Below are 21222 nucleotides of genomic sequence, written 5' to 3' on the forward strand. Positions count from 1 at the left end.
TGCCTGGTCGGTGCGTGACCGGGCACGGCGCGGGGTTGGGAGGATGGGGCACATGGAAAAGCCCACGCACCTGATCGAGTTCGAGACCATGCTCGTCGGGCGGCACTCGCATCTGTTCAACCCCCGGGCGCGCGGCGCCGACGGGCGACTCGACCGCAGCGCCTACGTGCTGCTCAGCCGCATCGAGATCGACGGGCCCCTGTCCATCGGACAGCTCAGCGAGGCCTTCGGCCTGGACGCCTCCACGCTCAACCGGCAGACCGCCGCGATGCTGAAGGCCGGCGTCGTCGAGCGCATCGCGGACCCCGACGGCGGCATCGCCCGCAAGTTCAGCATCACCGCCGAGGGGCGGCGCCGCCTGGACGCGGACCGCGCCGCGAACGTCCACGGTCTGGAGCGGGTCCTCGAGGAGTGGACGGCCGAGGAGGTGGCCGACTTCGCCGCGTACCTCCGGCGCTTCAACAGCGACATCGAGCGCCTGGAGCGACGCCCCTGGCCGCGGCCCGGGCAACCCTGACCTAGGCTCCGGGCGCATGACGACTGCGACGGCGGACATCGCCCGGGATCTCGCGCCGACGGGCGTACTGCGGGCCTCGATCAACCTGGGCAATCCGGTTTTGGCGCACGGCACGCCGGACTCCCCCGGCGGGGTCACCGTCGACATCGCGCGGGAGATCGGCGCGCGCCTCGGCCTGCCGGTCGAACTCGTCTGCTTCGACGCGGCCCGCAAGTCCTTCGAGGCGATGACCACGGGCCGCGCGGACCTCTGCTTCCTGGCCGTCGAGCCCGCGCGCGAGGCGGAGGTCGCCTTCACCTCCCCGTACGTCGTGATCGAGGGGGTGTACGCCGTACCCGCGGACTCCGGCATCGCGACGCCCGCCGACGTCGACCGGGACGGCGTACGGATCGGTGTGAAGCAGGGGTCCGCCTACGACCTCTTCCTGACGCGCACGCTGCGGCACGCGACCCTCGTCCGCGGCGAGGAGGGGGTCGACACCTTCCTCGGGGAGGGCCTGGAGGTGGCTGCCGGGATCCGGCAGCCGATGACCGCGTTCGTCGCGGAGCACCCCGGTCTCCGGCTGATCGAGGACCGCTTCATGGAGATCCGCCAGGCGGTCGGCACGACGTCGGAGCGGCGGCCGGGGACGGTGCGCTTCCTCACGGACCTCGTCGAGGAGCTGAAGGCCGTCGGGTTCGTCGCCGAGGCGCTGCGGCGCGCGGGCCGGTCCCCCGGCCTGGTGGCGCCGCCCCGGCCGGACGAGACCCGATCCCGTTGATCTTTGGCCCTCCCCGCGCTTCCGGGGGTGCGGTCCGGACGCGAGAGTGGGGTCGCCGGGTGAACACGCCCTGCCCGGTGGGGACCTGACACACGGTGAGGGAGAACGATGGCTCTGGAGATGCGTGAGACGTGCGAGCGCTGCGGTACGGCGGCGCTGCCGCAGGACGCTCCCGCCCGCATCTGCTCGTACGAGTGCACCTTCTGCGTGCCCTGCGGCGACGCCATGGACGGCATCTGCCCCAACTGCGGCGGGGAACTGGTCCCCAGACCGCGCCGGGCGGTCGCCGTGTAGGCGCGGTCCTGCCGCTCTACGCCGAGGACCGGCCTTCGTCGCGCGGGCTCCTCAGCACGAGCAGCGCGATGTCGTCCGTGCGGCGTGACTCGGGACGGACCCGTGCCAGAAGCGTGTCGATGAGGAGGTCCAGGTCCCCGTCGTCCGCCGCGGCGAGATGGCCGGCGAGTTCGGCGACGGAGTCGTCGAAGTCGGTTCCGGGGGTCTCCACGAGTCCGTCGGTGTAGAAGAGGAGCAACTGCCCGGCGGTGAACGGGATTTCGGTGACGGGGTAGACGGCCTCCGGGTCGATGCCGAGCAGCGGGCCCGGGGACATGTCGAGGGGCGCGGTACGGCCGTCGGGATGGCGCAGCAGCGGCGGCGGGTGGCCCGCGCTGGCGAGGCACGCCTGGCGGCGGGCGAAGTCCATGTGGATGTACAGGCAGCTGCTGAACAGGCCGGGGTCGAGGTCGTCGAGCAGCCGGTTGGTGGCCGAGAGGACCTGGTCGGGCGGCTCGCCGAGGGTCGCGTGGGCGTGGACCGCGGTGCGGACCTGGCCCATCAGCGCGGCGGCGGGGACGTTGTGGCCCTGGACGTCGCCGATGACGGCGGCGGCCGCGGTGTCGCCCAGCCGGATCAGGTCGTAGAAGTCGCCGCCGATGTCCATGCCACGGGTGGCGGGCAGGTAGCGGGCGGCGACGTCGAGGCCGGCGACGGCCGGGAGGCGGTGCGGGAGGAGGGCCTGCTGGAGGCCGTGGGCGAGCTGCTGCTTGGTGTCGTAGAGACGGGCCCGGTCGAGGGCCTGCGCGATGAGGCCGGCGAGCGAGGTCAGGACCGCACGCTCTTCGGACGAGAACGTGTGGGGCCTGTCGTACGAGAGAACGCAGCACCCGACGGGCCGGCCGGAGATGATCAGGGGCAGGAACGCCCAGGCCTGCTTGCCGCTGATCACCAGGGCCTCCGGGTAGATGCGCCGCATCTCCTCGGGGTCGGCGAAGAACGAGGGAATGCCACTGGCGAGCGCCTGCCCGGCGGGGGTCAGGGTGGTGTCGAGGGGCAGACCGTCGAGGCGCGTCACGTTCTCGACGGGGTAGCCGCGGTGTCCGGTGATCCGCAGACGGCCGGAGTCGGCCTCGGAGAGGACCAGCCCCTGGGCGCCGAACGCGGGCATGATCTGGTCGGCGACCAGGGCCACGACGTCCTGGACCCCGACGACCTCGGTCAGGCCCGCGGCCAGGTGCATGAGCTGGTAGAGCCGGCCGGCGCGGGCCGGGGCGAGGGAGGTCGGCGCGCGGCCGGGCGCGGGTGCGGGCGGCTGCTGGGCGCCGGTGGGGACGATACGGACGCTGACGCCGCCGGCGTCCGGGTAGAGGTGGAAGTCCAGCCACCGGTCCGGCGGGCGGCAGGCCGTGAAGGAGACGGGTTCGCGGCTGATCACCGCGGCGCGGTAACGGTCCTCGTAGGTCGGGTCGTCGAGCCAGGGCAGGGACACCCACGGCAGCGTTCCCAGCAGGGCGGAGGCGTCGCGGCCGAGGAGTTCGGCGCCGCCCGAGCTGAGGAAGGTGACGCGTCCTTCCAGGTCGAGGGCGCAGCTGCCGCCGGGCAGACGCTCGGCGAAGTCGGCGGCCGCCTGGGCCGGGGTGGTGGCCCGGCGACGGGTGTCGAGCGGTACCTCCCGGGGCACGTCCTCGGGCACGTACGGCTCTCCGGACCCGTAGGCCTCGTCCATGAGGCGGGCCAGGCGCCGGCAGCAGGAGAAGACGTAGCCGTGTTCCCGGCGGGTCAGCCGCGGCGGTCGGTCGGCGGGCCACATCAGGAGCAGGGTCCCCCAGCGCCGGGTGCCGGTGATCGGGGCGGCGGCGAGCGCGAGCGGGTACGGGAGGGCCAGCGCGGTCCGTGGGTAGGAGCGGGCCATCTCCTGCTGGCTGCCCACCCAGACCAGCCGGTCCTCTCGGACGGCGACGGCCACCGGGGCGGGCGCGGCCAGCGGCACCCTCGACCAGGGCCCGGCGAACTCGGCCGGGGCCCCGCACAGCGCGTCGAGGCGCAGGACCTGGGCGTCGGGCGGGAGGAGATAGACGGCGCCGATGGAGGCACCGGTGCGGCGGACCGTCTCGGTGAGAGCGGTGTCCACTGCTCCGGCGCCCCGGGCCGGACCGACCGTGCTGGTCACCAGGCACCTCCAGCGTCGCAGCCCCCATTATCCCGCCGACCCCGCGCCGGGCCCGCGGACGGCCCGCCACACGGCGGAGCGTGGAGAGTACGGAGCGTGAGCGGGGCGAGACAAGCCGGTGCGGGTGTGCGGCGCTGCGGGTGTGCGTAGGTGCGTGTGCGGCGCTGCGGGTGTGCGCGGGCGGGTACGCGGCGCGGCGGGAGCGGGGGGGCGTCCGGGGCCGGGTCCGTGAGGCCCGGCCCCGGACGGGGCTGCCGACGGGCCCGCCCTGCGCGCGGGCGGGCCCGTCGGCGGCCGTCAGCGGGACGCCGTGCCGGCCACCAGGCCGGCCGGGACGGAGGCGTACCCGGTGGGGCGCGTGGTGAACGTGCCCCGGCCCTGGGTGCGGCTGCGCAGCCGGGACGCGTAGCCGAACAGTTCGGCCAGCGGCACCGTCGCGGTGAGCACGGCCGTCCCGGCCCGCGCGGTCGAGCCGGAGACCCGGCCGCGGCGGGCCGCCAGGTCACCGAGCACGCCGCCCACGGCGCTGTCGGGCACCGTGACCGTGACCTCGACCACCGGCTCCAGGAGCGTCATCGCACAGGCGCGCAGTGCCTCGCGCAGCGCGAAGCGGCCCGCCGTACGGAACGCCATCTCCGAGGAGTCCTTGGAGTGGGTGGCGCCGTCGGTCAGCGTCACCCGCACGCCGGTGACCGGGTGGCCGCCGAGGGGGCCCTCGGCGAGGGCGTCCCGGCAGCCGGCCTCGACCGCGCGGACGTACTCCTGCGGCACGCGCCCGCCCGTGACGGTCGAGGAGAAGGCGAACTCCGCCGTGCCACGGTCCGCGACGCCGAGGGGTGCGCCGAGCCTCCCGTCGACAGGCCCGTCGAGCGGTCCGTCGAGCGGTCCGTCGAGCGGTTCGTCGAGCGGTTCGACGTCGATGACGACATGGGCGAACTGGCCCGCGCCACCGTCCTGTTTGACGTGCCGGTGGACCAGACCGGAGACGCCGCGGACGACCGTCTCCCGGTAGGCGACCTGCGGCCTGCCGACGGCGATCTCCAGGCCCTGGGCCCGTCGGATCTTCTCCACCGCCACCTCCAGGTGCAGTTCGCCCATGCCCGAGAGCACGGTCTGTCCCGTCTCGGGATCGGTCCGGACCGTCAGCGAGGGATCCTCCTCGACGAGCCGGGCGAGCGCCGTCGCCATCCGGTCGGTGTCCAGGCTCCGGCGCGCCTCGACCGCGACCGAGACGACCGGGTCGGCCACCGTGGGCGGTTCGAGGAGCAGCGGCGCGGAGGGCGCGCAGAGCGTCGCACCCGCGCGCGCCTCCTTCACGCCGACGACCGCGACGATGTCCCCGGCCCGAGCCTGGTCCACCTCGGTGTTACGGTCGGCCTGCACGCGCAGGATCCGGCCGATCCGCTCCGTGCGCCGGGCGGCCACGTCGAGCACGACATCCCCCTTTCCGATCGTCCCCGCGTACACACGGAGGTACGTGAGCCGCCCGGTGGCGGTGGAGTTGACCTTGAAGACGAGCGCCGCGAACGGTTCCGCCGGATCGGCGGTCCGCTCCTCTTCCGCGCCGCCCGCCGTGCCGCGCACGGGCGGCACGTCCAGGGGCGAGGGCAGGTAGGAGACGACGGCGTCGAGCAGCGGTTCCGTCCCGCGGTTGCGGTAGGCCGAGCCGCACAGCACGACCACGGCGTCCCCGGTCCGGGTCAGGTCGCGCAGTGCCGTCGTGAGCGTGTCCGCACCGAGCGAGGACTCGGCACAGAACTCCTCCAGCGCGGCCGGATGGAGCTCCGCCACCGCTTCCTCCAGGGCCCGGCGCCTGAGCCGTGCCTCGTCCGCGAGCGCCTCGGGCACGGGACCCTCGCTGTACGTGTCGGCGCCCGCGGCCCAGACCAGGGCGCGCATGCGCACCAGGTCCACCACGCCGGTGAACGCGTCCTCCTTGCCGATGGGCAGCTGGACGACGAGCGGCACCGTGTGGAGACGGTCCCGGATGGACGCGACGGCGGTGTCGAGGTCGGCGCCCGCGCGGTCCAGCTTGTTGACGAAGGCGATCCTCGGTACGCCGTGCCGGTCGGCCTGCCGCCAGACGGTCTCGCTCTGCGGTTCGACGCCGGCGACGGCGTCGAACACCGCGATCGCGCCGTCGAGGACACGGAGCGATCTCTCCACCTCGTCGGAGAAGTCGACGTGTCCGGGTGTGTCGATGAGGTTGACGCGATGGTCGTCCCAGACACAACTGACCGCCGCCGCGAAGATGGTGATGCCGCGGTCGCGCTCCTGCGCGTCGAAGTCGGTGACGGTGGTGCCGTCGTGGACCTCGCCGCGTTTGTGGGTGGCGCCGGTGAGGTACAGCATCCGCTCGGTGACGGTGGTCTTGCCGGCGTCGACGTGGGCGAGGATGCCCAGGTTGCGGACGCGGTTCAGGGAGTCGGTGACGTGAAGGGGAAGGCGGGTACGCACGGCCCGGGACCTTTCGGTGGGTACGGGAGAGGGCGGCGCGATTCCCGGACGAAGCGGCCCGGAGTCGGGCGGAGGAAGACCCCACGGCACCGGCCGCGGCACGGGCCGTCGCACGGCCGCGGACGGGGCCACGCCTGACGGCGGACCTCGTGAACGGCGTCACGGACTCGTCGCGGACTCGTCGCGGACGGACGCGTCGCGGACCTCACGGCGGGCCTTGGGCCGGGCCGGTGCCGGATGTCGGCGGCCGGCCCGAAGGGCGCCTCGGGCGCGAAGGGGTCAGATGTTCGTCACGGGCATCCGGTGGCGGCCGCGCAGCCGGCACCGGGCAGAGGGAGACACAAGGATCACGTCGTACCGGGACCGGGGAACGACGACAGCGGTGTGGCGGCACACGGTCGGGCTCCCCTCGTCGATCGTCGGCGTGCGCCGTCTACTCGGCGGCACGTGCGGCGAGTCTAGAGAGAGGAGCCCGGTCGCGTCACCGGATTTGTCGCGGGTCGGCCGGCTCGGCGAAGTACCGTGCCACGTCGGCGTCCGTCACCTCGGCGAGCGTGGACGGCGTCCAGTGCGGGTCGCGGTCCTTGTCGACGACCTGGGCCCGGATGCCCTCGACAAGGTCGGCGGAGGAGAGCGCGGCGCAGGAGAGCCTGAACTCCATGTCGAGGACGGCTTCCAGGGAGTCCAGCCGCCTGGCGCGGCGGAGGGCGGCGAGGGTGACCTTGAGGGCCGTGGGCGACCTGGTGAGGAGGGTGGTGGCGGTCTCCTTCGCCTCGGTGACGCCGGAGTCGAGGAGCCGGTCGACGATCTCCTCCACCGTGTCGGCCGCGTAGCAGGCGTCGATCCAGTCGCGGGCCGCGGCCAGCCGGCCGGGCTGCACGGGACGCGCGAACCGGGGCAGCACCTCGTGGGCGGGCGCCCGGGTGAGCTCGGCGGCCAGCCGGGGCAGCTCCGCCGACGGTACGAAGTGATCGGCGAGCCCGGTGAGGAGGGCGTCGGCAGCGTCGGCCTGGGAACCGGTCAGAGCGAGGTGGGTCCCCAGCTCGCCGGGCGCCCGGCTCAGCAGATGGGTGCCGCCGACGTCGGGGACGAAGCCGATGCCCGTCTCGGGCATCGCCACGCGGGACCGTTCGGTGACCACGCGGACGGAGCCGTGGGCCGAGACGCCGACTCCGCCGCCCATCACGATCCCGTCCATGAACGCCACGTACGGCTTGGGAAAGCGGGCGATGCGGGCGTTGAGCCGGTACTCGTCGCGCCAGAAGCCGAACGAGGCGGTGCCTCCGGCGCGGGCGTCGTCGTGGATGGCCCGGATGTCACCGCCGGCGCACAGACCGCGCTCACCGGAGCCCTGGATGACGACGGTCCCGACGGCCGGGTCGTCCTCCCAGGCGGTCAGCGCCTCGTCGATGGCGCGCACCATGGGGTGGGTGAGCGCGTTGATGGCCCGGGGCCGGTTCAGGGTGAGGAACCCGGCGCGCCCTTCGGTGCGCACGAGGACGTGCTCACCGTCGTCGGCGGTCGTCGCGGACGTTCCCGCCGTCATCGCGTGGGCCCCGCCGGGCCGATGGTCCGCGTGTGTCGCATGTTCCCGTCACCTTCCTCCGCACGATCTCCCGGCCACCGTACCGGCAGGCCGCGCGGGGCCTCACGCCGGAGGGACGGGGGGCGGCTCCCGGCCGGGAGGGGCGGGGGCTTTCCCTCAGGGCGGTTGAGTACGGACACTCAGGCGGCCGGCCCGTGGCCTTCGTAGCCTCCGTCGTATGAACAGTCATCAGGCCGTCGCGGACGGTCCTCTCCGTGTCGGGATCACCGGGGTCGGCGCCTGTCTGCCCGAGCGGGTCATGGATTCGGAGCGGCTGCGGCAGCGGGTCGTCGCCGGCAGCGGGATGGCCCTGCCCGCCGGGGTGTTCGAGCGCGCCACCGGGATCGTGACCCGGCGGGTCGTGGGGCCCGGCGAGTACGCCTCCACGCTGGCCGTGGGGGCCGCCCGGCAGGCCCTCGCGCGGGCCGGGGCCGCGCCCGAGGACATCGACCTGCTGGTGTTCGCCTCCGCCACCCGCGACATGGTGGAGCCGGCCACCGCGCACATCGTGCAGGCCGAACTGGGCTCCCGCGCCCACGCGCTGGACGTCACCAACGCCTGCAACAGCTTCGTCAACGGCATCGACCTGGCCCGCTCCATGATCCTGGCCGGGCGCGCCCGGCGGGCGCTCGTCGTCACCGGTGAGACGCCGAGCCGCGCCGTCCGCCACGACCCCGCGGACCTCGCGCAGTTCCGGGACGGGTTCGCCGGGTACACGTTCGGCGACGCGGGCGCCGCCGTGGTCCTGGAGGCGGTGGACCGCGGCGGGATACTCGACGTGGACAGCGCGACGCACTCGGAACACTGGCCGGTCGGGGGGATATTCGGCGGCGGTTCCCGTCACCCGCGGGGCGACGAGCACACGTACTTCCGGGGCGACGGCAGCGAGCTGCGCGAGGTGTTCGAGAAGGTGGGCACCTCGGTGATCGACCGGACGCTGCACCGAACGGGCCTCGAATGGCGCCACTTCCGGTACGTCCTGGTCCACCAGGTGACGGTGCCGTACCTGGAGCGGTTCGTGGAGGTCACCGGGGTCCCCGAGGACCGGCTCGTCGTCACCGTCCCCGAGCTCGGCAACGTCGCGAGCGCGACACTGGGCGTACAACTCGACCGGGTGCAGGACGGGTTGCGGTCCGGGGACCGGGTGCTCCTCGTGGGGCTCGGCGGTGGCGTGAGCATCATGACGATGGTCTGGGAGAAGGCATGAAGGACGCGCTGTGGGTGGTGGTGCCGGCTCACCAGGAGGCCGCGCGCATCGGTGACACCCTGGAGGCGCTCGCCGCCCAGGCGGACCGGGACTTCCAGCTCGTCGTGGTGGACAACGCCTCCGACGACGACACCGCCGCGATCGCCCGCGCGTTCGCGGAGCGGGCGCCGTTCCCCGTCCATGTGCTCGACGAGCGGGACAAGGGCGTGGGCTGCGCCGTGGACACCGGGTTCCGGTACGCGATCGGGCGCGGGGCCGCGCTGCTGGCCCGTACCGACGCCGACTGCCTTCCGCGGCCCGGCTGGACGGCCGCCGCCCGGGCGGCGCTGCACGGCGGCGCGGGGCTGGTGTGCGGCCGGATCGACGCGCGCAGGGACGAGCACGGACCGGTCGGCCGAGCCCTGTTCCGTACTCTCGTCCGCGTCGCCGCGTTCTTCGGCCGGATACGCCCGGCACACCGGCGCCGACACGGGTACCTCGCCCCCTACCGGATGCACGCGGGCAACAACATGGCCATCACCGCGCGGCTGTACGAGGCCGTAGGCGGGATGCCCCGCCGGCCCTCCCCCACCGACCGGCTCTTCCTGAACCGGGTGCGCCGCAGCACCACCGCCATCGTGCACGCCCGCGACATGGTCGTGGAGAACTCGACCCGGCGCCTGCGCGCGTACGGGATCGTCGGAACCGCCCGCTGGTACCTGGACCGGGGACCGGGGCGGCACGGGGAGGACCCTCGCTGATGCTGGACGCTCTCGCTCACACCCTGCGGTCGCACCCGGGCCGCCCCGCCGTCCTCGGCACGACGCGGTCCGGCGCGGTCCGGACGAAGGCGACCTGCGGGGAGCTCGCCGACCTCGCGGACCGTTACGCCTCCGCGCTCCACGCGCGCGGGCTGCGGCGCGGCGGCACGGTCGGGGTCGCGGTGCGGCCCGGGCCGCGCGCGCTGGCCGTGATGCTGGCCGTTCACCGGCTCGGGCTGCGGGCGGCCGTGCTCGACCCCGGCGCGGGCCCCGACGTGCTGCGGGCCCGTCTCGCGCTGGCCCGCCCCGACATCGTGCTGGCCGACGCGGCGGCCCAGGCGGTCGCCGGCTGGGCTCGGCCGCTCGCCCGCCGGGCCCGGCTCGCGCTGCCGGACCTCGCGGATCTCGGCGGCCCCGTCGCCACGGTCGGACCGAGGCTGCCGGGGTGCGCTTCCGCTCTGGAGACGGGGGCGCGTACGTCGGTGCTTCCGCGTGCGGTGGACGAGGACGGGGACGCGGTGATCGTCTTCACCTCGGGCACGACCTCGCGTCCGCGCGCGGTGGTCCACACCCGTGCGTCGCTCGCCGCCGGGATGGCGACGGTGACCGATCTCGTACGGCCGGAGCCCGGGCGGCCCGTGCTCGGCGGCACGTTCTTCGTCCTCGTGCCGTCGCTCGCGAGCGGTGCGCCGGTCGCGCTGCCCGCCCGCTCGCCGCGCGTGCTGGCCCGGCAGATGCGGCGGCTCGTCCCGCAGGCCACCTACCTGACGCCACCGCAGCTGAGGGCGGCGCTGGCCGTGGACGCGCGGTTCTCCGGTCGGGTGTGGACCGGTTCCGCGCCGGCGAGCGCCGAACTGCTCACGCGGGTACGGCGGGCGGGGGCGGACGAGGCGTGGGGGGTGTACGCGCTCACGGAACTGTTCCCCGCCGCCGCGGTCGAGCAGGCGGAGAAGGCCGCGTTCGCGGGCGACGGCGATCTGGTGGGTGCGCCGCTGCCGGGTGTGGAGGCGAAGACCGGGCCGGACGGCGAGCTGCTGCTCTCCGGGCCGGGCGCCCGGCACCGCTACCTCGGGGAGGAGCCGGAGCACTGGGTGCGCACCGGCGACCGGGGGCTGCTCGGGTCCGACGGCCGGATCGTGCTCGCGGGGCGCTGCAAGGACATGGTGCTGAGGCGGGCGGAGAACATCTACCCGGGTCTGTACGAGCCGGCGCTGCACGTGCCCGGCGTCGAACTCGCGCTGCTGGTGGGCGTCCCGGCCGGGGACGGGGACGAGCGCCTGGTCGCCGTCGTCCAGCCCCGCCGGGAGGCCGACCGGGACCGGGTGCGAGCGGCGCTCGCGGGTCCGCTCCGGCGCATGGGGGCGGCCCGCCCGGACGCGCTGCTGCTCGCGGACATCCCGCTGTCGGGCCGCTCGCTGAAGCCGGACCGTGCGGCCACGGCGCGACTGGCGGCCGCACGCACGACGGAGTCGGCCCGATGACGGGCACGCGGGGCTGGGCGCCGCCGGCCGGGTCGCCCGCCCGTGGTGTGAGGCCGGGTCCGGCCGGGCTCCGGGCCGCGCGGCGGCGGGATCGGCGGGTGTACACGCGGTCGCATCCGCTGCTGTTCGCGCTGCTCGCCGCCGTGCGCCGTCGGCCCGTGGCGCGGCTCGGACGGGCGGTTCTGGTGAGCGGCACCGAGGAGTACCGCGAGGCCCTCACCCGGGTCCCGCTGGACCGCGCGGCGGCCGGTACGACAGGCGGCGCGGCGCGCGAACTCTCCGGTGGGGGAACGCTGTTCGACCAGGAGGGGGCCGACCACCGCGACACGCGGAGGGCCGTCGCCGGGGACCTCGGCGCGGCCGGTGTGGAGCGGCTGCGCCCGGTCTGGCAGGCCGTGCTCGCCCGCCGGCTCGCCCCGCTCGCAGGCGGGCGCCCCGTCGATCTCGTCCCGCTGGCCCGCGAGCTCGCCGGCGCGACCGTCCGCGCCCTGCTCCACACCGCGGCCGACCCCTCTGCCCTCGCCGAGGCGGCGGCGGACGCCGCGGCGGCCGCCGTCCGGGACCACCTGCCGGGTCCGCGGCCACCGGGCACGGCCCGGGCGGCGGCGCGGGCGACGGCACGTCTGGAGGCGCTGCTGGCCGACGGCGCCACGTCCGCACCCGGGAGCGGCGAGACCGGGCTGCGCGCCATGATCGCCGTCGCGGCCGTCAACACCACCGTCGCCGCGGTGCCGCGCGCCGCCGCGTGGTGCGCCGACGGCGGGCTGTGGGAGCAGGCCGCCGACGACCGGCTGCGGCCCGCCCTCGTGGACGAGCTGCTGCGGGTCACCGCGCCGTCCCCGCTGTTGCCCCGGGTGGCGGCGGCCGACGCCGTGCTCGGCGGGTGCCCGGTGAAGGCCGGGGACCGGCTCGTCCTGGTGGCCCGGCATGCCGTGGGGGCGGACGTCGATCCGCCGGACGCCCGCTCTCCCGCCCCGCCCGCCGTCGGGCGGCTCGTCTTCGGCGCCGGTCCGCACGCCTGCCCCGGCGCGCGGCTCGCCCTGGCGCAGTTGGACGATGTCCTGGCCGCGCTCGCCCCGTACCGTCCGGCCGTCGTCGCCGCCCGCGTGGACCGGCGCGCCGCGCTGCCCGGCTGGCGCCGGCTGACCGTCCGCGCGACCACCACCCCGCGCCCCCTCACGGAGAGTCCCGCATGATCACGATCGCCGTCACCGGAGCGAGCGGCTTCTGCGGCTCCCATGTCGCCGCGCTCGCCGTTTCGCGCGGTGCCGACGTCCTGTGTGTCGGGCGGCGCCCGGGTCCGGTCGGGCGGCACGTCCCCTGGGACGCGGAGTCCTCGCCGCCCGACCTCTCCGGGGCCGACCTCGTCGTGCACTGCGCGGCGGCCGTCGGCGACCCCGTGCCCGGGTCGCCGGCCGAGGCGACGATGCGGGGCGTGAACGTGGACGGCACCGCCCGGCTCATGGAGGCGGCGGCGGGCCGCCCGGTGGTCTGGGTGAGCAGCGCCAGCGTGTACGCGCCCGGTCCCGGCCGGATCCGGATCACCGAGGACCACCCGGTGCGCGGGCAGTTGAACGCCTACGGCCGTACGAAGGCTGCGGGCGAGGCCCTCGCGCTCGCGGCCGGGGCGGTGGTCCTGCGGCCGCGGGCGGTCTACGGACCCGGCGATCCGCACCTGGTGCCCCGGCTCCTCGCGCGCGTCCGGGCGGGCCGGGTGCTGCTGCCCGGTCCGGACGTCGTCCTGAGCCTGACGGCCGTCGAGAACCTCGCCGACGCGTGTCTGGCCGCCCCCGGCTGGCGCCCGGGCGCGTACAACATCGCCGACCCCGTGCCGTACCGCCGCGACGAGGCGGTCCGGACGGTGCTGCGGGCCCATGGCGTACGCGCCCGGATCCACCACCTGCCTCTGCCGCTGGCCCAGGGGGCGGCGGTGGCGGCCGAGGCCCTGTCGCGTCTCCGGCCGGGGGCCGAGCCGCCGCTGACCCGGTACGCCGTCGATCAGCTGGCCCACCGGGTCGTCCTGGACGTGTCGAAGGCACAGGGTCAGGGCTGGCGTGCGGCCCGCACGCTCACCGACTACGCGACGGCGGCGCCGGTCTGACCCGCCGCGCGGCCCGGCACCGGCGCCGGTGGGGCCGCGCCACGGATCCTGGCAACAGGACACGCTCCGCCACCTGATGTATGCCTTTCCCATGGATGCCCGCCGGCGCGACCCAGCGGCCCGCCTCTCGCGGCGTGGCGGCCGGCTGCTGCTCTGCGCGTCGTTCGCGCTGATCGCGGTGGTCACGGTGGTGGACATCCTGGCTCCGCCGGAGGTGCATCTGGGACCGTTCCTGATCGCCGCGCCGGCGGTGACGGCCTCGTTCGCGGGGCCCCGGATGACGGCGTTCGTGGGTGCGGTCGCGGTCCTCGCGCAGGCCGTGGTGGCGATCGCGCGGACGAGCCTGACGGACCTCAACCACACGTACCAGATCGTGGCGCTGGTCCTGATCTCGGTCATCGTGACCTTCTTCGCCTATCTGCGCGAGCGGGACGAGCGCAGGGTGTCCCGGCTGCGCTCCATCGCCCAGGCCGCCCAGAGCGTCGTCCTGCGCCCGCTCCCTCACCGGGCGGGCCCCCTCCACATCGCGTCCGTCTACCTGGCGGCCGAGGAGGAGGCGCAGATGGGCGGGGACCTGTACGCGGCGGCCCGCACGGCGTCGGGGACCCGGCTGCTGATCGGGGACGCCCGGGGCAAGGGGCTCGACGCGATCAGCGAGGCCTCCCTGGTGCTGGGCGCCTTCCGGGTGACGGCGCGGCGGGAGACGGAGCTGCCCTCGCTCGTCGGGCACCTGGAGGCGGGCGTGGGGTCGGCGGAGGATCCGGCCGGTGCGGCGGCGCCGGGGTCCGGGGCCGAGGAGGGAGCCGACGCGGAGGCCGACGACGCCGCCGAGGCCTTCGTCACCGCGCTGGTCCTCGACATCCCCGATCACGAGCCGGTGGTGCGGCTGGTGAACTGCGGCCACCCGCCACCGCTGCTTCTGCGGCAGGGGCGGGTCGTTCCCCTCGACACCGCCGCCACCAGCCCTCCCCTGGGCCTGTCGGACGTCCTCTCCCCGGACGTCACCGTGGAGACCTTTCCCTTCGACGTCGGTGACGTGCTCCTGCTCTACACGGACGGGGTCGTCGAGGCCCGGGACCGGTCGAGGGCGTTCTACCCCCTGACGGAGCGGATCGTGGCCTGGGCCGGCGCCGACCCGCCGACCCTGCTCGCCCGGCTGCGCGACGATCTGCAGGCGTACGCGGGCGGCCACCTGGGCGACGACGCTGCGCTCGTCGCGGTCGAGCGCCTCGCCCCGAAGCCGTAGCCTGGTCGTAGCCGTAGCCCCGGGCCGCAGGTCCCGGCCGCTGCCCGGACGAGCGTGGTCCGGAGCCGGGTGGGCAGTCGCGGGGGCCCGGCGGTCCCCGCCCCCTCCCGAAGGAGCGCGCGATGCCGGCGGACGCGAGTTTCGGCATGTCGTACTGGATGCGTGGCACGGACTCCCCCGGTCGTCCCGCCCTCGCCGAGGACCTCACCACCGACGTCGTCGTCATCGGCGGCGGCATCGTGGGCGTGTGCACGGCGTACGAACTGGTCCGCGCGGGACGTGAGGTCGTGCTCCTGGAAGCCGGCCGGATCGGCGGCGGGGTCTCCGGGCACACCACGGGGAAGCTGACCGCGCTGCACGGCCTGACGTACGCGCGGCTCCGCGACACCCACGGCACGCTCGCCGCCGCCCGGTACGCCCGCGCCCAGCAGGAGGCCATGGAGCACGTCGTCCGCCTGTGCGACGAGATCGGGATCGACGCCGAGCTGGAGCGCGCTCCCGCCTACACGTACGTCACGGACGCGCGACGGGCGGACGAGGTCCGTTCGGAGGCGGCGGCCGCGCTGGAGGCGGGGCTCGACGTCGCGTACGTGACGGAGAGCGGGCTCCCCTTCCCGGTGGCCGCGGCGGTGCGCCTCGACGACCAGCTCCTCTTCCATCCCCGCCGTTTCCTCCTCGGCCTCGCCGAGGACCTCGTCGCGCGCGGCGGCTCGGTCCACGAGCACACCCGCGTCACCGAGCTGCGGGAGCTCACGGAGTGCCGGCTCACCACCGAGACGGGCCACACCGTCCACGCACGGGACGTCGTCGTCGCCACGCACTTCCCCCTGACCGTGCACAGCTCGCTGCTGACGAGGCTGACGGTACGGCGCGAGCTGGTGGTGGCGGCGCCCGTGCCGACGGCGCTGGCCCCGCACGGCATGTACCTCACCCCCGAGGACGACACCCGGTCGGTGCGGACCGCACCGTACGACAAGGGCCACCGGTTGCTCATCGTCACCGGCGAGGCCTTCGAGCCGGGCACCGACCACACGGGCGAGCGTCTCGAACGGCTCACCGGCTGGGCCCGCCGGGCCTTCCCGGAGTTCGGCGGGGCACCGACGACGTACCGGTGGGCGGCGCAGGACGTGCGGTCGGCGGACCACCTCCCGTACGTCGGTCATGAGCACCCGGACACCCAGCACGTCTTCGTGGCCACGGGCTTCGGCGGCTGGGGCATGAGCAACGGCGTGATGGCGGGCCGTCTGCTCGCCGCGCATGTGACCGGGGCGCCCCGCCCGGACTGGACCGAGCTGTTCGACCCGCGCCGCACCCTGCCCCTGCGGGAGTACCCCGACGTGGTCAGGGCCCAGGCGTCGGTGGCCCGGCACTATCTCGTCGCCCGTCCGCCGCGCTGCACCCACATGGGCTGCGAGCTGGGCTTCAACGAGCTGGAGGACGCCTGGGAGTGCCCGTGCCACGGCTCGCGCTTCGCGGCCTCCGACGGCCGTGTGCTCCAGGGTCCGGCGACGCGCCCGCTGGAGGGCGTCACCGGTGCCGCGCCGCACTCTCCTCGATCCTGACGACACGTTCCCGGGAGGGTTCCCCGTGTGGAATCGTGCGGTGGTGCGGCGCCACGCCCGGCTGCCGGGCGGTGCGTCAAGCGGAAGTCGGAGTACGGCACATGGGCCATCTGAAGCAGAGCCGGCTGATCACCACGCGGGAACGGCTGCGGGACCAGGTGGCCCACGCGCTGCGGGCGGCGCTGATCTCCGGCGAGCTGAAGCCCGGCGTGGTCTACTCCGCACCGGGTCTGGCCGAGGACTTCGGCATCTCCGCGACGCCGGTGCGCGAGGCCATGCTGGACCTCGCCCGTGAGGGCCTGGTCGAGCCCGTCCGCAACAAGGGCTTCCGGGTGACGGAGGTCGACGAGCGCGACCTCGACCAGTACACGGACATCCGTCTGCTGATCGAGGTGCCGACCGTGGGCCGCGTGACGCTCACGGCGGACCGCGAGGAGCTGCGCGCCTTGCGCCCGATCGCGGAGGAGATCGTGGCTGCGGCCCGTGCCCACGACCTCATCGGCTATCTGGAGTCGGACCGGCTCTTCCATCTCACTCTGCTCGGCCTGTCGGGCAACGAGCGCCTGGTGGAGACGGTCGGCGACCTGCGCAAGCGGTCCCGGCTGTACGGTCTGACGGCGCTGGACGAGCGCGGTGAGCTGCTGCCGTCCGCCGAGGAGCATCTGGAGCTGCTCGACCTGATGCTCGCGGGCGACGCCCAGGGGGCGGAGGCCTGCATGGTCCGCCATCTCAGCCATGTGCGCTCGCTGTGGGCACGGGACGACGCCGGGCCGCGGCCGGCAGCCGTCACGACCGTCGGCAGGCCGCGCGGCGGAGGCTGAGCGGTCCCTCGCCGGTCACGTCGGGGTCTCAGGAGCCTCGGGGGTGTACGAGGTCTCGGTCCAGACCGTCTTGCCCTCGTCCCCCCAGCGCACGCCCCAGCGGTCCGACAGTTCGCCGGAGATGAAGATGCCGCGTCCGCCCTCGTCGGCGGCCCTGGCGCGACGCAGATGCGGGGCGGCGGATCCGGCGTCGGCTATCTCGCAGGTGACGGTGGAGTCCGCCGGGTTGCGGATGATGCGAAGCCGGATCGGCGGGATGCCGTGACGGATCGCGTTGGTCACGAGCTCGCTGACGATGAGTTCGACGGCGAACGCGGTCTCCGTCAGGCCCCACTCCCCGAGCCGGCGGACGGCCCAATGGCGGGCTTCGGAGACCGAGGACAGTTCGGGGGTGATCTCCCGGGAGGCGACGTCGTCCGCGTCGAGCGCCCCGGTGCGGGCGACCAGGACGGCCGCCTGGTCATGGGGGAGGCCGTCGAGGTCCGAGGCCTGAAGCGTGCGGTGCCGGCCGGCGCCGGCCAGGTGGGCGCGCAGCTCGGCCAGGGCCGGGTCGTCGGACGCCGCGCGACCGGAGAGGACGACGAGGGTGCTGCCGTGGGGCACGGGGATCTCGTCGGCGGCGAACGGCGGTCCTTCCGCGCCGAGCGCCGTACTCTCCTCCAGAGGATGGATCCAACGGCTTCCCTCGGGGTCGCCGAAGAGGACGGTCTGGCGTCCGGCGCGGGCGATCGCGACGGTCTCCTTGACCGGGTCGTGCACGGCGTACACGCACTGGGCCGTCAGCTGTCCCCCCGTACCGGCGGTGGCACGCTCCTCGTCGAGGCGGCGGGTGGTGTCGTCCAGTCGCGCGAGCAGGTCGTGCGGGTCGAGGTCGAGTGCGGACAACACCTGCACCGCCGCCCGGAGTTGAACCATGGCAGCGGTGGAGTCGGGCCCGACTCCACCGACATGTCCGACCGTCAGGGCGACGCGGCTGCCCGACAGGGGGATGACGTCGAACCAGGCGCCCGTGCCGAGCCCGGTGGGGAGGTAGCGGTGCGCGGTCTCCATGGCGTTGCGGCCCGTGCGTCCGGGGCTGACGAGGTTTCCCTGGAGGGCGAGGGCCACCGCGTGGTCGTGCTCGCGACGCCGGGCGTTGTCGATGCAGACGGCGGTGTGAGCGGCGAGGTCCGCCGCGAGGAGCAGGTCGTCCTCCTCGAAGGGGTCCGGCCGGTGCGTCCGGGAGAAGCGGGCGAAGCCGAGCGCGACGCCGCGCAGGGTGAGGGGTGCGACCAGGGCCGGCGCGGCCCCGTCCGGCCGCTCGACGTACGGCCGGACCTTGTTCGCGTGCGCGCGGGACGGCTCCACGGCCCCGCCCACCTCCGGCACGTCGTCGGCATCGGGCGGCCACACGGCCACACAGCGCGGCGTCGCGTCGACCGCCGGGGACACGTTCGGGCCGTGGAGCGCCGGAGCGGTCAGGGCCACCGTGGCGACGTCGGCGAAGGTGGGCACGACGGCCTGGGCGAGCTCCCGGGCACACTGCACGGGATCCGTGCGAAGCCCCATCCGCGCGTGCACTCGGTGCAGTACGTCCAGGCGGTCGCGGGCCCGGTCGCGGGAGGTGACGTCGACGGCGGAGGCGACGAGGCCGAGGGGGCGGCCCCTGTCGTCCTCCAGCCGGAAGACGTTGACGGAGAAGATGTGCTCGCGGACGGGATCGGCGCTCGGATAGCCGGCGACCCGTCGGTCGAAGACGGGTATCCCCGTCGCGAGGACGCGGCGGAGGGCGTGTTCCAGCGGCAGGGGGTCGAAGCGGGCGTAGACCTCGGTCAGCGGCCGGCCGACGATCTCCCGCTCGGGGATCCCGCGCATGCCGATGGCCGCCGTGTTGACCCGGAGCACGCGCAGGTCGGTGTCGACGACGTGCAGGCCGACCGGGGACTGGGTGAAGACGGCGTCCAGGACACCGGAGCGGATGCCTCCGGGGAGCGGACCGGCGGGCCACATGCCCCAGCGCCCGAGACGCTCGTCGTCCCGCACCGGCCCGATCGTCACGGCCTCGGACAGGCCCTCGACGTCGATCTGGGTGAGCAGCTCGGTCACGGGACGGCCGAGGATGTGGTCGCGGTCGACGCCCAGAAGCCGTTCGGCGGCCCCGCTCCAGTGTGCGACGACGCCGCGCTCGTCGAAGACGGCGACGGCCTCACGCCCCGCAGGGGCCTGCGGCCCCGCTCGTTCCTCACGCTCTGCCATCGTGCCTCGCACTCGGCGTCGCCGGACACCTGTCTGGCGGATCTGCGGTCGTCGACGCAGCCTAACCTTCTGCGCGATCCGGGGCATCCTGTGCCATCACGGCCCCACGACGACCGGCACTATCACCGGAAAAGTTCGATAATGAGGCTTATGGCCCGTAAGGAATCACCTCCGCACGCCCCCTCGACCGTGACCGTCAAGGGCCGGGACATGCGGCTGCGCACGATCGGTTTCGTCGTGCTCGCGGCGCTCGCGATCTGGTTCATCGCCGCGAACACCGGATCGGTCACGATCAGGCTGTGGATTCCCACGGTCACGCTGCCGCTCTGGAGCGTCCTCACGGTGACCCTGCTCGTGGGGATCGTTCTCGGCCTGTACATCGCCCGTCGGCGCGCCCGGCGCTGACCGGCACCCGCATGGGCGACAGGGACCCGCTGCTGGAGCCGGGCGAAGCGCTCGCGGCGACCGGCGTGGGCTGTTTCGCGTGGGATCCCGCCGCCGGACGGATCGCCCTCGACTCCGTGGGCCGGGCCGCGTTCGGCCTGCTCCCGGCGGAGTTCACCGGACTGGCGAGCGACCTCCGCCCCCGGATCCACGGAGCGGACTGGGCGCTGCTGTCCGGACTCTCGGCCGATCTGCTGGCCGGCCGGCGGGACGCGTACAGCGCCTACTTCCGTGTCGTGCTCCACGACGGGCGCTGCCGGTGGACTCACTCCCGTGGCAGCGTGGTGCGGGCGCGGCCGGGCGGGGCGATCCGCGTCGTGGGGGTGGTCCGGGACGCCACGCTGGACCTCGCGCACTCCGCGTTGCGGCTGCCGGGCGAGGAGGCGCAGGACCCGCTGCGGGCCCTGGGCGAGGGAGCGCTGGCGCTGGCCCGGGCCATGAGCGTGCGCGAGGTCGCCACGCTCCTCGCCGACGAGGTGACGCTGCGCCCGCTGGGGGCGAAGGCGATGTCGCTCGGCGTGCTGGAGCAGGGGCGCCTGCAGATGGTCCGGACCGTGCTCGCCCCCGACGCGCGCGAGTTCCCGTTCAAGTCGCGGCTGGCGGACTCGTGGCCGCTGAACGATGCCGTACGCACGAGCAGCCCGCTCTTCTTCACCTCCGTCCACGCCTTCCTGGACCGCTATCCGAGGCTGGCGCACCACCGGCACGGCTTCGACGCCACGGCCGCCGCCTTTCTGCCGCTGGTCGACGAGGGGCAGCCACTCGGCGCCCTGGGTGTCTTCTACGACGACCGGTCGGTCTTCTCCCTCGCGGACCACACGCTGATGAACGCCTGGGCTAAGGCGGTCGCCCGGGCGGTGCACCGCGTGCTGCCCCTGGACCGGTCGCGGGAGATCGCCGCGGGACTGCAGAACGCCATGCTGCCGCGCCGGATGCCGGCGACGCCCGGGGGCCGCATCGCGGTGCGCTACCGGACGGCCAGGCAGGGGGTACGGGTCGGTGGTGACTGGTACGACGCGGTGACGCTGCCCGACGGCGGGCTCGGGCTGGCGATCGGTGACGTACAGGGGCACGACATCGAGGCGGCGGCGCTCATGGGGCAGGTGCGTGTCGCCATGACGGCGTACGCGGCCGAGGGCCATGAGTGCGACAGCGTCCTCGGCAAGGCGTCGGCCTTCCTCGCCGATCTGGACGCCGACCGCTTCGCGACCTGCCAGTACCTGCGGGTCGCGCTCGCCACGGGAGAGGTGCACGCGGCGAACGCGGGCCATCCGCCGCCGCTGCTGCGCCATGCCGACGGCGCCGTCGAGCACCTCCGCCTGCGGGGCGGGCCGCCGCTCGGTCTGCCCGCCGGGTGGGGTCTCGACCCGTATCCGTACACCACGGCCCGTCTGGCGCCGGGCGAGACGCTGCTGCTCTACTCCGACGGGCTGGTCGAGAAGCCGGGCGAGGACTTCGATCTCGGGCTGTCGCGGCTGGCCGCGGCCTTCTCGGACGGTCCGCCCGATCTGGAGGAGCTGGCGGACCACCTGCTCGACACCCTCACCGGCGGCCCCCACGCGGAGGACGACGCGGCCCTGCTGATGCTGCGCCGGGACGAGGCCGCTCCCGCTCCGTAGA

17 protein-coding genes are annotated in these 21222 nt (G+C 74.8%); 13 read left to right on the plus strand and 4 right to left on the minus strand.

Annotation, left to right across the window (positions count from 1 at the left end):
• Positions 1-52: 52 nt before the first annotated feature.
• The 3 genes from M5362_RS31070 (at position 53) to M5362_RS31080 (ending at position 1571) form a co-directional block, all read left to right on the plus strand.
• Entirely contained in the window at positions 53-517 is a 465-nt protein-coding gene (locus M5362_RS31070) for a MarR family winged helix-turn-helix transcriptional regulator (protein ID WP_260231187.1), read from the plus strand.
• A 16-nt stretch (positions 518-533) separates the two neighbouring features.
• A complete protein-coding gene (locus M5362_RS31075) occupies positions 534-1277 on the plus strand; it encodes a transporter substrate-binding domain-containing protein (protein ID WP_260231188.1) in 744 nt (247 codons plus the stop codon).
• Between the two features lie 108 nt (positions 1278-1385).
• Complete coding sequence (locus M5362_RS31080; protein WP_260231189.1) at positions 1386-1571, plus strand: DUF1272 domain-containing protein; 186 nt, start codon at positions 1386-1388, stop codon at positions 1569-1571.
• Between the two features lie 16 nt (positions 1572-1587).
• Here M5362_RS31080 and M5362_RS31085 read toward each other — a convergent pair whose 3' ends face one another.
• The 3 genes from M5362_RS31085 to M5362_RS31095 form a co-directional block, all read right to left on the minus strand.
• Complete coding sequence (locus M5362_RS31085) at positions 1588-3723, minus strand: SpoIIE family protein phosphatase (RefSeq protein ID WP_260231190.1); 2136 nt, start codon at positions 3721-3723, stop codon at positions 1588-1590.
• Between the two features lie 297 nt (positions 3724-4020).
• Positions 4021-6180, minus strand: a complete 2160-nt coding sequence (locus tag M5362_RS31090) for a translation factor GTPase family protein (protein ID WP_260231193.1) — start codon at positions 6178-6180, stop codon at positions 4021-4023.
• A gap of 481 nt (positions 6181-6661) precedes the next feature.
• A complete protein-coding gene (locus M5362_RS31095; RefSeq protein ID WP_260231194.1) occupies positions 6662-7726 on the minus strand; it encodes an enoyl-CoA hydratase/isomerase family protein in 1065 nt (354 codons plus the stop codon).
• A 217-nt stretch (positions 7727-7943) separates the two neighbouring features.
• Here M5362_RS31095 and M5362_RS31100 point away from each other — a divergent pair, with 217 nt between their 5' ends.
• The 8 genes from M5362_RS31100 (at position 7944) to M5362_RS31135 (ending at position 16923) form a co-directional block, all read left to right on the plus strand.
• The gene (locus M5362_RS31100; protein WP_260231196.1) at positions 7944-8972 is read left to right on the plus strand and encodes a 3-oxoacyl-ACP synthase III family protein; all 1029 of its coding nucleotides are present in this window, start codon (positions 7944-7946) and stop codon (positions 8970-8972) included.
• A complete protein-coding gene (locus tag M5362_RS31105) occupies positions 8969-9712 on the plus strand; it encodes a glycosyltransferase family A protein (protein ID WP_260231197.1) in 744 nt (247 codons plus the stop codon). The genes M5362_RS31100 and M5362_RS31105 overlap by 4 nt, the downstream gene beginning before the upstream one ends.
• Positions 9712-11193, plus strand: coding sequence for a class I adenylate-forming enzyme family protein (locus M5362_RS31110; protein ID WP_260231198.1), 1482 nt, complete (start codon positions 9712-9714; stop codon positions 11191-11193). The genes M5362_RS31105 and M5362_RS31110 overlap by 1 nt, the downstream gene beginning before the upstream one ends.
• Before the next feature lie 98 nt (positions 11194-11291).
• Positions 11292-12389: a cytochrome P450 gene (locus M5362_RS31115; protein WP_260231199.1), complete on the plus strand. Its 1098-nt coding sequence runs from the start codon at positions 11292-11294 to the stop codon at positions 12387-12389.
• Positions 12386-13294 carry an NAD(P)-dependent oxidoreductase gene (locus M5362_RS31120; RefSeq protein ID WP_260231200.1) on the plus strand — a complete coding sequence of 303 codons (909 nt, stop codon included), beginning with the start codon at positions 12386-12388 and terminating at the stop codon, positions 13292-13294. Before M5362_RS31115 ends, M5362_RS31120 begins: the two co-directional genes overlap by 4 nt.
• Positions 13295-13385: 91 nt before the next feature.
• Positions 13386-14540, plus strand: coding sequence for a PP2C family protein-serine/threonine phosphatase (locus M5362_RS31125; protein ID WP_260231201.1), 1155 nt, complete (start codon positions 13386-13388; stop codon positions 14538-14540).
• A gap of 122 nt (positions 14541-14662) precedes the next feature.
• On the plus strand, positions 14663-16102 hold the full coding sequence (locus M5362_RS31130) for an FAD-dependent oxidoreductase (RefSeq protein WP_260231202.1): 1440 nt from the start codon (positions 14663-14665) through the stop codon (positions 16100-16102).
• 101 nt (positions 16103-16203) lie between these two features.
• Positions 16204-16923 carry a GntR family transcriptional regulator gene (locus tag M5362_RS31135; protein ID WP_260231203.1) on the plus strand — a complete coding sequence of 240 codons (720 nt, stop codon included), beginning with the start codon at positions 16204-16206 and terminating at the stop codon, positions 16921-16923.
• Between the two features lie 15 nt (positions 16924-16938).
• On the opposite strand, the gene M5362_RS31145 is transcribed toward M5362_RS31135, so the two are convergent.
• On the minus strand, positions 16939-19158 hold the full coding sequence (locus M5362_RS31145; protein ID WP_261366716.1) for a PAS domain-containing protein: 2220 nt from the start codon (positions 19156-19158) through the stop codon (positions 16939-16941).
• A gap of 150 nt (positions 19159-19308) precedes the next feature.
• On the opposite strand from M5362_RS31145, the gene M5362_RS31150 reads away from it, so the two are divergent.
• Both M5362_RS31150 and M5362_RS31155 read left to right on the plus strand, forming a co-directional pair.
• Complete coding sequence (locus M5362_RS31150) at positions 19309-19563, plus strand: LapA family protein (protein ID WP_260231204.1); 255 nt, start codon at positions 19309-19311, stop codon at positions 19561-19563.
• 11 nt (positions 19564-19574) lie between these two features.
• On the plus strand, positions 19575-21221 hold the full coding sequence (locus tag M5362_RS31155) for a SpoIIE family protein phosphatase (protein ID WP_260231205.1): 1647 nt from the start codon (positions 19575-19577) through the stop codon (positions 21219-21221).
• Position 21222: the final 1 nt, after the last annotated feature.

It is taken from the genome of Streptomyces sp. Je 1-79 (genome assembly GCF_025195125.1).
Classification (GTDB): Bacteria; Actinomycetota; Actinomycetes; order Streptomycetales; family Streptomycetaceae; genus Streptomyces.

What these genes read in the sequence shown, in the direction of transcription:
- M5362_RS31070 (WP_260231187.1), top strand. Translation starts at nt 53, where the DNA reads ATGGAAAAGCCCACGCACCTGATCGAGTTCGAGACCATGCTCGTCGGG.
- M5362_RS31075 (WP_260231188.1), top strand. Translation starts at nt 534, where the DNA reads ATGACGACTGCGACGGCGGACATCGCCCGGGATCTCGCGCCGACGGGC.
- M5362_RS31080 (WP_260231189.1), top strand. Translation starts at nt 1,386, where the DNA reads ATGGCTCTGGAGATGCGTGAGACGTGCGAGCGCTGCGGTACGGCGGCG.
- M5362_RS31095 (WP_260231194.1), bottom strand. Translation starts at nt 7,726, where the DNA reads ATGACGGCGGGAACGTCCGCGACGACCGCCGACGACGGTGAGCACGTC.
- M5362_RS31100 (WP_260231196.1), top strand. Translation starts at nt 7,944, where the DNA reads ATGAACAGTCATCAGGCCGTCGCGGACGGTCCTCTCCGTGTCGGGATC.
- M5362_RS31105 (WP_260231197.1), top strand. Translation starts at nt 8,969, where the DNA reads ATGAAGGACGCGCTGTGGGTGGTGGTGCCGGCTCACCAGGAGGCCGCG.
- M5362_RS31110 (WP_260231198.1), top strand. Translation starts at nt 9,712, where the DNA reads ATGCTGGACGCTCTCGCTCACACCCTGCGGTCGCACCCGGGCCGCCCC.
- M5362_RS31120 (WP_260231200.1), top strand. Translation starts at nt 12,386, where the DNA reads ATGATCACGATCGCCGTCACCGGAGCGAGCGGCTTCTGCGGCTCCCAT.
- M5362_RS31125 (WP_260231201.1), top strand. Translation starts at nt 13,386, where the DNA reads ATGGATGCCCGCCGGCGCGACCCAGCGGCCCGCCTCTCGCGGCGTGGC.
- M5362_RS31130 (WP_260231202.1), top strand. Translation starts at nt 14,663, where the DNA reads ATGCCGGCGGACGCGAGTTTCGGCATGTCGTACTGGATGCGTGGCACG.
- M5362_RS31135 (WP_260231203.1), top strand. Translation starts at nt 16,204, where the DNA reads ATGGGCCATCTGAAGCAGAGCCGGCTGATCACCACGCGGGAACGGCTG.
- M5362_RS31145 (WP_261366716.1), bottom strand. Translation starts at nt 19,158, where the DNA reads ATGGCAGAGCGTGAGGAACGAGCGGGGCCGCAGGCCCCTGCGGGGCGT.
- M5362_RS31150 (WP_260231204.1), top strand. Translation starts at nt 19,309, where the DNA reads ATGGCCCGTAAGGAATCACCTCCGCACGCCCCCTCGACCGTGACCGTC.
- M5362_RS31155 (WP_260231205.1), top strand. Translation starts at nt 19,575, where the DNA reads ATGGGCGACAGGGACCCGCTGCTGGAGCCGGGCGAAGCGCTCGCGGCG.